This is a genomic window from Streptomyces sp. NBC_01261 (assembly GCF_036226385.1).
Lineage (GTDB): Bacteria > Actinomycetota > Actinomycetes > Streptomycetales > Streptomycetaceae > Streptomyces.
Genome location: NZ_CP108463.1, coordinates 3,080,054 through 3,093,586 on the forward strand (window position 1 = coordinate 3,080,054; position 13,533 = coordinate 3,093,586).

Genomic DNA, 13,533 nt, shown 5'->3' on the forward strand with positions numbered 1-13,533 from the left:
ACACGCGTCGCTGCGCGTATCGTGACAACACCCCACGAAGGAGGCCTGGTGTCCATACGGGGCTTCGCAGACCGTTGGCCCTTCAGGCGCAAGCTCAATCTGCTCGTCGGCGTACCCCTCGCGGTGGTCGCTGTGCTGCTCGCGTATCTCATCTCGGATGAGGTCGGGCAGTCGACGGACGCGAGCGACGCGGCGCAACTGGTGCGGGACAGCGGGCAGGTCGCCAGGCTGGTGAACCTCGTGGAGGCGGAGCACCAGCAGGCCATCCTGCTCTCCGTCCGCTTCGAGGCCACCAACGACGGCGGCACTCCCTCGCAGAGCGCCTACCGCAAGGCCCAGCTGACCGTGGACAAGCAGGTCGAGAAGGTGCGCGACACCTTCGGCGACCGGCTGCCGGCCAGCGAGGCCCAGGCGTTGAAGGAGATCAACGGCCTGGAGACGCTGCGCGACACCGTCGAGCAGAGCTATCTGCCCGCCGACAACATCGACCCGGCGTACACCAGCGCCTCCGACGGTCTGATCGACGGGCTCGACCTCGAACACAACGCGAACCTCGCCACCACCTTCACCGGCAACCTGCTGGACTCCGTGCTGCGGGCGGATGCCGCCCACAGCTCGTTCGAGACCAGCGTGTTCTCCGCGACGACAGGTGACAGCAACGCGCTCATCGAGTTCAACAACGCGGTCGGCGCCTACGACCTCTACACCTACCAGGCCGCCAGGTTCGCCCGGTTCGCCACCGAGGACCAGGCCGACCAGCTCTCCGGCATCGAGCACACCCCGGCGCAGCGGCTGATCGCCGAGGCCTACGCCGAGTTGCAGATCGACCCGAGCGGGCTGCAGGCCGGGACGCCCGGCGCCGTCCGCAAGGCCTTCGCGGACGCCATGAGCGACTACCCGTCCTACCCGCAACAGGCCGCGAGCCGGCTGAAGATCACCACCGCGCTCATCGACCAGATCGCCACCCACGCCGACAGCGCGTCCAGCTCCGCCTCCTGGCGCGCCGGACTGCTGCTGAACCTCGCGCTGTTCGGCTTCGCGCTGTGGCTCGTCTTCGTGGTGATCGTGCGCCGCTCGGTGGTCCGCCCCGTGCAGGCCCTCACCGTCGCCGCGAAGCAGGTCGCCGACGTCGCGGGCCGTGAACTCGCCCGCGTCGCCGACGACGACGCCGAGGACGACGGGCCGCCGCTGCTGCGCGACATGCCGGTCACCGCGAAGGACGAGATCGGTGACCTCGCCGAGGCCTTCAACCATGTGCAGACCACGGCCGCCGCGCTGCTGGCCCGCCAGGTGATCAGCCGCCGCAACGTCGCCGAGATGTTCGGCAACGTCGGCCGCCGCGTCAGCAACCTGACGACCCGTCAACTCGCGCTGATCGACGCGGTGGAGCGCGGCGAGACCGACCCGGCACTGTTGGAGCGCCTCTACTCCATCGACCACATCGCCGTCCGCCTGCGCCGCAACGCGGACAGCCTGATGCTGCTCGCCGGCATCCGCGAGACCGTGCTGGACGGCGGACCCACCGAACTCACCAACGTCGTACGGGCCGCGCTCGGCCAGATCGAGGGCTTCCAGCGGGTGGGCCTGCGGGCCGACACCGAGGTCATGGTGGAGCCCGACATCATCGGCGACCTCACGCTGATGGTGGCCGAACTCCTGGAGAACGCGGTCTCGTTCTCGCCCGCGGGCAGCCCCGTCGAGGTGGTCGTACGGACCGACGGCGACGACGCGCTGATCGTGGTCGCCGACCACGGTCTCGGGATGAGCGCCGAGCGCATCGCCGAGGAGAACGCCCGGCTGATCCGCCGCGAGCGCCTCGACCTGGTGCCGACGAAGGTGCTGGGCCTGTTCGTGGTCGGTACGCTCGCCCGCCGCTGGGACATCGACGTCACGCTGGCCCGTACGCCGGGCGGTGGTGTGACGTCCGAGATCACCATCCCGGCGACGCTGCTGCTCCGCATGAGCGCGCTGGCCTCCGACGGTTCGGCGGGAGGGTTCGCGGGGTTGGAATCGGGCTCGGGATCAGGGTCGGGGTCGGGGTCGGGCAAGGCACTCGCATCCGCGGGCTTCGTACCGGACCAGCGTCCGGCTCCTTCCTGGGCCACCGCGGACTCCGGTGCCGCCCGGACCACCGACTCCGGCCTGTCGGCCACGACTTCGGGCTACGGCTCCTCCGGCCACGGCACCGACTCCGTACGGCCGACGCCCGCCGTCGGGGCTCCCGCCGGACGCGACTCCGGGTACACCGACTCCGGGTACGCCGACTCCGGTCCCCGGCCCTCCGTCGCCGCCGAACCCGTGCGGGAGCACGCCTGGGCCGACGATCAGCCCGCCCCGCTGCCGCGCCGGGTCTCCCGGTACGAGACGGCGCCGGCAGCCGCCGTAGCGGAGTCCGCCGCCGTCACCACCCACCACTCCCCGGCGGACGAGTCCGCCGCCCCTGACGACGCCGCAGGAGGCTCCCGGCCGCTGCGGCGGCGGGTCAGGGGTGCCACCCTTCGTACGGGCGCCGACGACGCCGCCCAGCAAGCCGCCCGGCAGGCCCCCCGGCCCGCCGACGCGGACGCCGTCCGCTCGGCCCTCGAAGAGTTCGAGGCCGCCGTGGAGCAAGCGCATCGCGACAGCGACACCCTCACGGGCCTGCGCCGCCCGGACGCGAACCACCCGCACGACCCGAACCACCTCCCGAAAGGAGCGGAGCAGTGAGTACGTCGACAGGTGACACTCCCACGGGGGGCACCACGCCGGCCGATCTGCAGGCAGCCGCGGCCGATTTCAACTGGCTGCTCAACCGTTTCGCGACGGAGACCGCGGGTGTCGTCGACGCCATCGCGGTGTCGTCCGACGGCCTGCTGATCGCCGTGGCCGAACTGCGCGAGCACGCCCACTCGGAGCGGCTCGGGGCCATCGTCTCCGGTATCACCAGCCTCGCCGCCGGAGCCTCCGGCAACTACGGTCTCGGTGGCCTGAACAAGGTCATCATCGACCTGGAGGGCGGCCACGTCCTCGTCTCCGCGATCGGCAGCGGCGCCGTCCTCGGCGTCGTCACCGACAAGGAGGCCAAGCTCGGCAACATCGCTTACGAGATGACGCTGTTCGCCAACCGTGCCGGTTCCGCGCTCAACCCCCAGCTGGTGCTCCAGCTGAAGAACAGCGTCGGCGCCGCTTCGGCTCGGTGACCGGTCCCCGACCGGTCGAGAGAGGAACAGCCACTCATGCCCGACGGCCGCACTCCGAACGGTGCCGGCGCGGACGGGGCCACACCCCCGGGTCGCGATCCGGTGCGCAAGCCCTCCGCCGTACGGCCGTTCCTGGTCACCGCGGGCCGGGTGGCGGGCGCGGACGCGGCCGCCTCCGGGCGGCCGATCCCGGTCGAGACCCAGGTGGTGGCCACGGCCGCCGGTCTTGAGGTGCTCGACCGGCTCTCCTTCGAGCAGCACGACATCGTCGCCGCCTGCCGGCAGCCGCAGTCCCTCGCGGAGATCGCGGCCCGGCTGCGGCTGCACCTGAACGTGGTGCGGGTCCTCGCCGAGGACCTGCGTGCCGCCGGGCAGTTGACGGTGCACGTGCCCAACTCCGACATCACCCATGACGCAACCGTCCTGCGAAGGGTCATCGATGGCCTCCGCGCCATCCCCAACTCCCGGGGAGTACTCCGTGACACCGACTGAACCGGTCGCCCGCGGTGCGGCTGCACAGACCGTCGTACGACCGCCGCTGCCGGTGAAGATGGTCGTCGCGGGCGGCTTCGGCGTGGGCAAGACCACCACCGTGGGCGCGATCTCCGAGATCGAGCCGCTCACCACCGAGGCCGCCATCACCGAGGTCGCGGCGGGCGTGGACGACCTGTCGCTCACCCCGCGCAAGACGACGACCACGGTCGCGATGGACTTCGGCTGCATCACCATCGACCCCACGCTGAAGCTGTACCTGTTCGGTACGCCCGGGCAGGACCGGTTCGGTTTCATGTGGGACGACATCGTGGAGGGCGCGGTCGGCGGTCTCGTCATCGTCGACAGCCGGCGCCTCGACGACTGCTACGCGGCGGTCGACTACTTCGAGCACAAGCAGATCCCGTTCGCGGTCGCCCTGAACGCCTTCGACGGCAAGATCGAGCACTCGCTGGACGAGGTCCGCTGGGCGCTGGACGTCAACGAGCGTGTACCGGTCCTCGCGTTCGACGCGCGCGAGCGGGGTTCGGTGCGGGACGCGTTGCTGGTCGTGCTGGAGTTGGCGCTGGCTCGTACGGGGAACTGACAGCGGCGGAAAGCGAGTGGGGGGGAGGGCCTGTGGCCGCTCCCCCCCAACTGTGCGGTCAAGGGAGCTCAGTTGCTCCTACGGACCCCCGGTGACACCGCGAGTCGCGCGATGCCCCAGAAGACGCCGAGCGTCACCAGGGCCATCCCGGCGACCAGGGTGGCACCGCCGACGACCTTCTCGTAGTTCTTCTGGTAGAGGCCGTCGATGATGTAGCGGCCCAGGCCGCCGAGGCTGACGTAGGCCGCGATGGTGGCCGTGGAGACGATCTGGATGGCGGCCGAGCGCAGGCCGCTGAGGATCAGCGGGAGGGCGACCGGGAGTTCCACCTGGAACAGGACGCTCGTCTCGTTCATGCCCATGCCGCGGGCCGCGTCGACCGGTGACGGGTCGACGGAGCGCATCGCCTCGTACGTGGTGACCAGGATCGGCGGTACGGCGAGGACGACCAGCGGGATCATCACCGGCACCAGGCCGAAGCCGATCAGCACGAACATCAGCACCAGCAGGCCGAAGCTGGGCAGGGCGCGGGCGGCGGTGGCGATGAGCGAGAGGGTGTTGCCGCCGCGGCCCGTGTGGCCCGTCAGCAGGCCGATGGGGAGGCCGATGGCGGCGGCGATCGCGAGCGCGATCAGCGAGTACCGGATGTGCTCGACGAGACGGGTGGGGATGCCGTCGTAGCCGTGCCAGTGACTGCTGTCGCTGAAGAACAGGTTGATGTAGTGGAGTACGTTCACCGGGCTGCGTCCTCCAGTGCGAGTTCGGCCGGTTCCGGCCGGTCCTCGGCGGGGCGGGCCTTGCGGGTGCCGCGCGGCATCCAGGGCGTGAGGAGCAGGCGTACGCCGACCAGGACGGCGTCCACGATGATGGCGAGGACGGCCGTGGTGATCACGGAGAGCCAGATCAGCCGCGGCTGGTGGTAGATCTGACCGTCGTTGAGCAGGTTGCCCAGCGCGCCCTGGTTGCCGATCAGCATGCCGACACTGACGAGGGAGATGCTGGACACGGTCGCCACCCGCAGGCCGGCGATGATCGCGGGCACGGCGATCGGCAACTGCACCTGGAGATACCGGCGTACGGGCCCGAGGCCCATCGCGGTGGCCGCGTCCAGGGTCTCCTGGGGCACCGAGCGGACGCCGTCCACGATCGCCGGGACGAACACCACGAGGCTGTAGACGCCGAGCGGGATCATCACGGTGGTCTCGGTCTGGCCGGTGTAGTCGATGAGGACGACGAAGAAGGCCAGTGAGGGGATCGCGTAGAGCACGGTCGTCACCCAGAGCACCGGCGGGTACAACCAGCGCAGCCGCACGCAGAGTTGGGCGATGGGCAGCGCGACCACCAGGCCGACGAGGACCGGGATGACGGCTTCGCGCAGGTGCAGGCCGATCAGACCGAAGTAGCTGTTCTGAAGGTCGCTGGGGATGCGGAACCAGTCGTTCATCCGGCGACCTTCGCGCCGCCGCGACCCGCCGCGTGGGCGCTGCGGATCGCCTCGCCCACGGCGCCCTGCGACACGACACCGACCACGCGCCCGGTCCCGTCCACCCCGACCGCCCACCCGGTCGGCGACAGCACCGCACCGTCGAGCGCGGCCCGCAGCGAGTCCTTGCCGGCCTCGAACGGGCGTCCGTAGGCGAGGAGTTGGGTGGTGTCGATCCGGCCCGCGACGAGTGTGCCGGCCTCGCTCCAGCCCAGCGGCTTGCCGTCCAGGTCGGTGACGAGGAGGTACGGGATGTCGGGGGTGGTGCGTTCGGCGATCTGCTCGACGGTGGAGTCGACGGCGATGATCGGGGAGGTCCTGAGGTCGAGACCGGCCGAGGAGAAGAAGGACAGACGGCGGATGCCCCGGTCGGTGCCGAGGAAGTCCTCGACGAAGGCGTCCGCGGGGTCGGTGAGCAGCTCGGCGGGCGGGGCGAACTGGGCCAGCTTCCCGCCGGTGCGCAGCACCGCGACCATCGTGCCGAGCTTGATCGCCTCGTCGATGTCGTGGGTGACGAAGACGATGGTCTTGCCCAACTCCTCCTGGAGGCGCAGGAGTTCGTCCTGAAGACCCTTGCGGACCACGGGGTCGACGGCGGAGAAGGGCTCGTCCATCAGCAGCACCGGCGGGTCGGCGGCGAGGGCGCGGGCGACGCCGACGCGCTGCTGCTGGCCGCCGGAGAGCTGGTACGGGTACCGCTTGGCGAGGGCGGCGTCGAGGCCGACCCGTGCCATGAGTTCGGTGGCCCGCGCCCTGGCCTTCTCCTTGCCCCAGCCGAGCATGCGGGGCACGGTCGCGATGTTGTCGACGATCGTGCGGTGCTGGAAGAGCCCGGCGTTCTGGATGACGTAACCCATCGACCGGCGCAGCGTGTTGACCGGCTGCCTGGTGATGTCCGCGCCGTCCAGGGAGATCGTGCCCTCGCTGGGGTCGATCATCCGGTTGATCATGCGCAGGGTGGTCGTCTTGCCGCAGCCCGAGGGGCCGACGAGGACGGTGATCGAGCGGTCCGGTATGTCCAAGGACAGTTGGTCGACCGCCACCGTGCCGTCCGGGTACCGCTTGGTGACTGAATCTATCCGTATCAAAACGCCGAATACCCTTCGGGTTTGGCAGAAACTGCCCGTTCTCGGCCACGGTCGCAGGCCACTGGGGGCAGAGTCTAGACCGCGAGTGTTGCGGGAACTTGGCGGGATCCGTCTCGGCGTGACCGGTCGTGATCGGTATCCGGCGGCCGGAAAGCGCTGTTGACCGGTCGATAGCCGCGTACTGTCATGGACAGTGATGGACAGTGACTGACCGTCCCGGACCTTTTTTCGATCCCTCTTGATCCCGCTCGATCCCGTTCGATCCTTCTTGACCGCATGACGCACGCGACAACGCACGCATCCGACCGTCCGATGACGAGGAGCGCGACGTGACGAACGGCGGTACGTCCCCCTCCGACGCCGCCGTGCTCGCCCGGGGACGCAGGCTGCTGGCCCTCGCCGGGGACGCGCGGGTCCGCGACTCGGCGGACGAGGCACGGACGTTGGCGCTGCGGGCCGCCGCCGATCTGGAGCGTGGCGTACGGCTCACCGGCGGCGAGGGCGCGACCTCCGCCGTACGCTGCCGGGCTCTGCTGGACCTGGCCGAGGCGCGGGCCGTCGCGGCGGCGGACAGCGGGGCGACCGGGGTGCTGGAGGCGCTGCACGAGGCGGTGGCGGACGTCCGGGACGTGAGCCCGGAGTTACGGGCGCTGGCCCTGCGCAGGCTCGCCGAGGCGCACAGTGCCCGCTTCCGGTACAACGCCGATCCGGCCGAACTCGACGCCGCCGACCGGGTGTTCGCGCAGGCGCAGGATCTGGTGCAGCGCGACGACCCGGTCCGGGCGGAGCTGCTGGCGGGCCGCGGCGGGGTACTGCTGGCCCGGGTCGAGAGCGGCGGCGGACTGGCGGTGGCCGCCGAGGCGGTACGGGAACTGCGCGCGGCGCTGGCCCTGACCCCTGGTGGCGAACCCCGGCTGGCGGAACGGCAGTTGCTGTTCGGCAAGGCGCTGCGCCGGCACCACGCGGCGGGCGGCGCGGCGACCGACCTGCACGAGGCCGAGTGGATCCTGGCCCGCGCGGCCCGCGGCGCCCCGGCCGACCGTACGGCCGCGCTGGCCTGGCTGGAACGCGGCGAGGTACTCCTGACCCTGGCCGGCGCGACCGGCGCACCGGAGTGGCTCGACCTGGCGGCGGAGTCGTACCACCACGGCGTCCGCAGCGCACTCCGGGCCGCCGAGCCACTGCTCGCCGCCCAGGCCCACCACCAGCGCGGCGCGGTCCTGGAACGAACGGCCGGCCCGGCACGAGCGCTCAAGTCGTACCAGGCCGCCTGGGAGTTGTGGCAGCGCGCCGGCGCTGCACAGGGACCACAGGCACGGTCCACGTTCGAGCGCATGACCGCGCTCGGGGCGACGACGCAGACGTAGAGGAGTGCAGGGTGTCGGACTTGGCGCGCTACGACGTGGAGGAGTACGGGGTGGCCGACCCGCCCGAGCGGCAACAGACCGCACGGCACGAACCGACCGGACCCGAGAAACCCGCGGACGGCGGGCGCGGGCCGCTGCCCGACCACGCCGAGGCGGACTTGGCGCACTACGACCCGAAGGAGCCCGAGTCGACAGAACCAACCGGGCAGCAACAGACCGCACAGCACGAACCGACCGGACCCGAGAAACCCGCGGACGGCGGGCACGGGCCGCTGCCCGACCACGCCGAGGCGGACTTGGCGCACTACGACCCGAAGGAGCCCGAGTCGACAGAACCAACCGGGCAGCAACAGACCGCACAGCACGAACCGACCGGACCCGAGAAACCCGCGGACGGCGGGCGCGGGCCGCTGCCCGAGTTCGCCGGGGCCGTTCTGACCGCGCCGCGCGCACGAGGGGACCAACCCGTGCGCGGGGAGGCCGACTTGGCCGAAGAGCAGGAAGTCCTGCGGCGCGCACCGGGCGGACTCGACGGGTACCCGGACGACGACCACGCACCCCTGGCCGACTACACCGACGTCGCCCTGACCACACCGCTGGCGCGAATGAACCAACCCCCTTACAGCGAGGCGGACTTGGCCGAGCAGCAGAGCTTGCCGCACGAGCCGGGCGGACCCGGCGGACACCCGAACGACAACCACGCACCCCTGCCCGACTACACCGGCGTCGATCTCACCGCGCTGCGGGCGCGGGTGGACCACCCCGTGCTGGGTGCCGTGCTCGCGACCCTGCTCGCCCGGTCCTGCAGTGCCGACGGGGGGCTCGTCGCGTATCACGAGGACTCACCCGGGGCAGAACGATAGGGGCGGCAGAGCGCCGGCCGACGGGAGGCGATGCTGTGCACAGGGTGCCGGAGCACACCTTACGGACGGCCAGGGACCGGGAGCTCGCGCCGTGGCCGCATGCCGTGCTCGACGTGGCGGCCCTGCGGCGGGCGGGGCAACGGACCTTCCCCTTCCGGCAGTTCGTGCTCAAAGTGCACGGGCGGTGCAATCTCGACTGCACCTACTGCGTCATCTATCAGGGCCAGGACGCCGGTTGGCGCGACCGGCCGGCCCGGGTGAGTCCGGAGGTCATGCGGCAGACCGCCCGCCGGATCGCCGAACACGCCGTCGCGCACCGGCTGTCGGAGGTGCGGATCGATCTGCACGGCGGGGAACCGCTGCTGTCCGGGCCGGAGGCCGCGCTCGCCTACACGGCCGCCGTGCGCGCCGCGTTACCCTCCCGCACCGCGCTGCGGACCACCGTGCAGACCAACGGCACCCTGGTCACCGAGCGAACCCTGGACCGGCTCGCCGACGCGAACATCCGGGTCGGGCTGAGCCTGGACGGGGGCACCTCCGTACTGAACCGGCGCCGGGTGGACCACGCGGGGCGGTCCTCCTGGCCGGCCGCCGCCCGGGCCGCGCGTCTGCTCGCCGACCGACCCGAGCTGTATGCCGGGATCCTGTGCGCCATCGACATCACCAGTGATCCCAAGGACGTGTACTCCTCGCTGGCCGCGCTGCGCCCGCCCCGCCTCGACCTGCTGCTGCCGCATGCCAACTGGTCCAGTCCCCCGCCCGGGTTGGCCGCCCGTCCGCCGCGTGACGCCCGCGCGCAGCGGGCCGTGCCCACGCCGTACGGCGACTGGCTGGCCACCGCCTTCGACCTCTGGTGGGACGGGCCGCCGGACGGGACACAGCCGCGGGTGCGGCTGTTCACCGAGATCGTGGCGCTGCTGCTCGGCGTCCCCAGCGCCACCGAGTCCGTGGGGCTGTCGCCGACCTGTGCCGTGGTCGTGCACACGGACGGTTCCGTCGAGCAGATCGACTCCCTCAATCTCGCCTACGACCGGGCCACCGCCACCGGCCTCGACGTCTTCGGCGACAGCTTCGACGAGGCGCTCGACCATCCCGGGATCGTGGCCCGTCAACTCGGCGTGGAGGGGCTCGCGGACGAGTGCCGGGCGTGTCCGGTCGGGCGGGTGTGCGGCGGCGGCAACTACGGACACCGGTACTCCGCCGGGACGGGCTTCCTGCACCCTTCCGTCTACTGCGCGGATCTGGAACAACTGGTCCGGCACGCGGCCCGACGGCTGAGGGCCGTAATGCCCGAGGACCGGCCGCGCATCGACTAGGGTGCACGCGAAAACTCGCGAAACGGTTTAAACGTAGTCAACGAGTCCATTTTCGGTGTAAGGGGAGACGGTCGGATGACCGACAGGTCCAAGGGCGCCGAGTCCCACGAGCACTTCACCATCAGCTACGCGGGATTCAACCGGCCGTGGGCCACCTGGATCGCCCACCAGCTGGAGCAGTTGGGGCACGAGACGACCCTGCTGCGCTGGGACCCGCCGAGGCAGATGTCGCTCGCCGACGCGCTGCGCAATCTGCTCCAGGCGCCGGGCCGGGTGCTGCTGGTCCTCGACGACTGGTACTTCTCGCTGGGCCCGCGCACCGACGCCGAGTGGACGCAGGCGCTGCACGAGGTGGTGCCGCCGCACGTCGACCGGTTCTCGGCGGTCAGCGTGGCCACCCGGGCGCTGCCCGCCACCGCCGCCCCGCTGCGCCCGGTCGATCTCCGCGATCTCGATTCGCGCGAGGCCCGGCGCCGTATCCTGCGCCGCCTGGACCTGGACGCGGCCACCGCGCCCGGTCCGGTGAGCGGCACCGCGCCGCGCTTCCCGAACGACCCCCCTGCCGTGTGGAACGTACCGCGCCGCAATGTCCGCTTCACCGGCCGCGACGCCATCCTGGAGAAGCTGCACGCCCGCTTCGAGGAGGGCGGGCGCGGCGGCGCCCGGGTCGCGCTGCGCGGTATCTCGGGCGTCGGCAAGAGCCAGATCGCGATCGAGTACGCGCACCGGTTCGGCAACGACTACGACATCGTGTGGTGGGTCGGGGCGCGGTTCCGGGCCCCGGCGCGTGAGCAGTTCGCGCAGCTGGCGCCGCGGCTCGAACTGCCGGTCGGGCAGGAGCTGGGCGAGCGGATCCGCGCGGTGCACGAGGCACTGCGCACGGGGCGGCCGTTCCGCCGCTGGCTGCTCGTGCTGGACAGCGCCGACGACATGGAGCAGATCGAGGACCTCCTCCCGGAGGGCAACGGCCATGTCCTGATCACCACCCTCACCCAGGACTGGGCCGCCTCGGGCAGCGTCACCGAGATCGAGGTGCAGCCCTTCCGCCGTCCCGAGAGCGTGGCCTACGCCCGCCGCCGCGCCCAGCGGCTGACCGAGGCCGAGGCCGACGATCTCGCCGACGCCGTACAGGACCTGCCGCTGCTGCTGGCGCAGACGGCGGCCTGGCTGGACGCCAACGTCATGCCGGCCAAGGACTATGTGGCGATGATCCGGCGCGGCGAGGCCAGCCAGATCGGTATCCGGATCTCCTCGGACTACCCGATGGGCTTCCAGACCAGTTGGTCGATAACTCTGAACACGCTGCAGGAGAACAACCCCGAAGCGGTGGAGCTGCTGCACCTGTTCGCGCTGTTCTCGCCGGACGCGATCCCGGTCCGGCTGATGCAGGCCGCCCACCCGTCCGACCTGCCCGCCCATCTGGCCGCGCTCGCCGGCGACCCGATCCGCTGGCACACGGCGCTGCGCAGGCTGTCCGAGTCGACCGCGGTCCGCCTTGACTACGTCGAGTCCTCGGAGGCCGAGCCGGCCGTGGACCGGGTGTCCATGCACCGCCTCTACCACAGCTTCCTGCTCAGCACCCTGACCGAGGACCGCCGCGAGGCGCTGTCCACGATCGCCTGCACGCTGCTCGCGGGCGCCGACCCGCGCCGGCCCAACGACACGCGTGAGTGGACGCGGTACGCGGAGCTGATCCCGCACCTGGAGACCGCGGGCGCGCTGGACAGCCGTGAGCCCGTGGTCCGCCAACTCGTCCTGAACTGCATCGACTACATGCGGGTACGCGGCGAGAACCGGGCCGCGCTGCGCCTGTGCGAGCAGACCGTCGCCCGCTGGCGCACCCGGCTCCAGCCCGACGAGCGGGACATGCTGGTGCTGACCCACGACCACGCCAACATGCTGCGTCGCAGCGGCCGTTACCGCGAGGCGGAGGCCGTAGGGCGTGCCGTCCTGGACCAGCTCACCGAGACCCGCGCCGACGACGACCCCGATCTGCTGCGCGCCAAGAACGGGCTGGCCGGGACACTCGTGTCGCTGGGCCGCTACGACGAGGCCCACGGGATGTTCGAGGCGTGCGTCCACGCGTACTCCGACACGCTGGGCGCCGAGGCCCCGCGCACCCTCCAGGACCGCGGCAACCTCGCCGTCGTCACCAGCCTGCTGGGCCGCTACGAGGAGTCCCTGCAACTGCACCGCGACATCCTGCTGATCCGCGAGCGGCTGCTGAACCCGCGCCACCATCTCACCCTGCGCTCCGGCATGTTCTACGCCTGGATGCTCAGGCTGCTGGGCCGGTACGCCGAGGCCACCTCACGGCAGGAACTCAACGTCCGCGCCCACCGGCAGGCGATGGACCGGTTCACCCCGCAGACCCTGTTCGCCGAGCACAATCTCGCGCTGTGCATGCGGCGCACCGGTGATCTGCTGGGCGCCGAGTCGCTGATGCGCAGCGTGGTGGAACGGTTCGTGCAGCGGCAGGGACCGCGCCATCCCGACGCGCTCCTGGTCCAGGCCGACTTCGCGACCTTCAACCGCGAGCACGGCAATCTGGAGCAGGCCCGGGAGCTGGCCACGACGGTGGCCGAGGACTACGCCCGTCTGGTGGGCCCCGAACACCCTTACGCGGTGGGCACGTTGGGCAATGTCGGGCTCGCGCTGTGGGAGTACGGGGAGCGGGACGAGGCGCTGCGGATCGCCGAGCAGGCGCTGACGCGGATGCGTGCGGCGGTCGGCTCCACCCATCCGTGGGCGCTCGGGGCCGCGTTGAACGCGAGCGGCGCGCGAAGTCTCGCCGGTGACGAGGAGGGTGCGGCCCAACTCAGCCGCGTGGTCCTGGAGTCGGCGCGCGCCACCCTCGGCGAGACCCACCCGCTCACCCTGTCCTGCAAGGCCGCCCTCGCCGGTGACCAGCGGGCGCTGCGCCGTGGCCAGGAGGCCACCAAGCTGGAGAACGAGGCGCTCCAGCAACTCTCCGACACCCTCGGGCCACAGCATCCGCACACCCTGTCCGTGCGCCGCAGGGAGCGGCCGTACTGGGATTTCGAGCCCCTGACGACGTGACTCCCGCGGACCCACCCGCAACGGGAGTCGCCGGGGTCCCAGGGCGCTAGCATGGCCGAGTTCCGTAGCCCAAGGGGGACTTCGGCCTTCCTGAGAGGT

11 protein-coding genes are annotated in these 13,533 nt (G+C 71.5%); 8 read left to right on the plus strand and 3 right to left on the minus strand.

The window, feature by feature from the left end:
• The first annotated feature begins 48 nt into the window (after positions 1-48).
• The 4 genes from OG226_RS13375 to OG226_RS13390 are packed head-to-tail and all read left to right on the plus strand — an operon-like array spanning position 49 to position 4,257.
• Positions 49-2,706, plus strand: a complete 2,658-nt coding sequence (locus OG226_RS13375; RefSeq protein ID WP_329349082.1) for a sensor histidine kinase — start codon at positions 49-51, stop codon at positions 2,704-2,706.
• Positions 2,703-3,179 (plus strand): roadblock/LC7 domain-containing protein, encoded by a 477-nt coding sequence (locus OG226_RS13380; protein WP_019062808.1) that lies wholly within the window; start codon positions 2,703-2,705, stop codon positions 3,177-3,179. The genes OG226_RS13375 and OG226_RS13380 overlap by 4 nt, the downstream gene beginning before the upstream one ends.
• 36 nt (positions 3,180-3,215) lie before the next feature.
• A complete protein-coding gene (locus OG226_RS13385; RefSeq protein ID WP_328677347.1) occupies positions 3,216-3,671 on the plus strand; it encodes a DUF742 domain-containing protein in 456 nt (151 codons plus the stop codon).
• Positions 3,658-4,257 carry a GTP-binding protein gene (locus tag OG226_RS13390; RefSeq protein ID WP_328677348.1) on the plus strand — a complete coding sequence of 200 codons (600 nt, stop codon included), beginning with the start codon at positions 3,658-3,660 and terminating at the stop codon, positions 4,255-4,257. The genes OG226_RS13385 and OG226_RS13390 overlap by 14 nt, the downstream gene beginning before the upstream one ends.
• Positions 4,258-4,325: 68 nt before the next feature.
• Here the strand turns inward: OG226_RS13390 and OG226_RS13395 are convergent, their stop codons facing one another.
• From OG226_RS13395 to OG226_RS13405, 3 genes are read right to left on the minus strand one after another with little or no spacing between them, the layout of a single operon-like run.
• On the minus strand, positions 4,326-4,994 hold the full coding sequence (locus tag OG226_RS13395; RefSeq protein ID WP_328677349.1) for an ABC transporter permease: 669 nt from the start codon (positions 4,992-4,994) through the stop codon (positions 4,326-4,328).
• Positions 4,991-5,701, minus strand: a complete 711-nt coding sequence (locus OG226_RS13400; protein ID WP_329349083.1) for an ABC transporter permease — start codon at positions 5,699-5,701, stop codon at positions 4,991-4,993. Before OG226_RS13400 ends, OG226_RS13395 begins: the two co-directional genes overlap by 4 nt.
• Positions 5,698-6,828: an ABC transporter ATP-binding protein gene (locus OG226_RS13405; protein WP_328677351.1), complete on the minus strand. Its 1,131-nt coding sequence runs from the start codon at positions 6,826-6,828 to the stop codon at positions 5,698-5,700. The genes OG226_RS13400 and OG226_RS13405 overlap by 4 nt, the downstream gene beginning before the upstream one ends.
• 329 nt (positions 6,829-7,157) lie before the next feature.
• On the opposite strand from OG226_RS13405, the gene OG226_RS13410 reads away from it, so the two are divergent.
• The 4 genes from OG226_RS13410 (at position 7,158) to fxsT (ending at position 13,434) form a co-directional block, all read left to right on the plus strand.
• On the plus strand, positions 7,158-8,195 hold the full coding sequence (locus OG226_RS13410) for a hypothetical protein (protein ID WP_329349084.1): 1,038 nt from the start codon (positions 7,158-7,160) through the stop codon (positions 8,193-8,195).
• A gap of 11 nt (positions 8,196-8,206) precedes the next feature.
• Entirely contained in the window at positions 8,207-9,058 is an 852-nt protein-coding gene (locus tag OG226_RS13415) for a YxD-tail cyclophane-containing RiPP peptide (RefSeq protein WP_329349085.1), read from the plus strand.
• 44 nt (positions 9,059-9,102) lie between these two features.
• Complete coding sequence (locus OG226_RS13420) at positions 9,103-10,374, plus strand: FxsB family cyclophane-forming radical SAM/SPASM peptide maturase (protein ID WP_443044649.1); 1,272 nt, start codon at positions 9,103-9,105, stop codon at positions 10,372-10,374.
• A 75-nt stretch (positions 10,375-10,449) separates the two neighbouring features.
• Positions 10,450-13,434 (plus strand): FxSxx-COOH system tetratricopeptide repeat protein, encoded by a 2,985-nt coding sequence (fxsT, locus tag OG226_RS13425; protein ID WP_328677354.1) that lies wholly within the window; start codon positions 10,450-10,452, stop codon positions 13,432-13,434.
• Positions 13,435-13,533 lie beyond the last annotated feature (99 nt).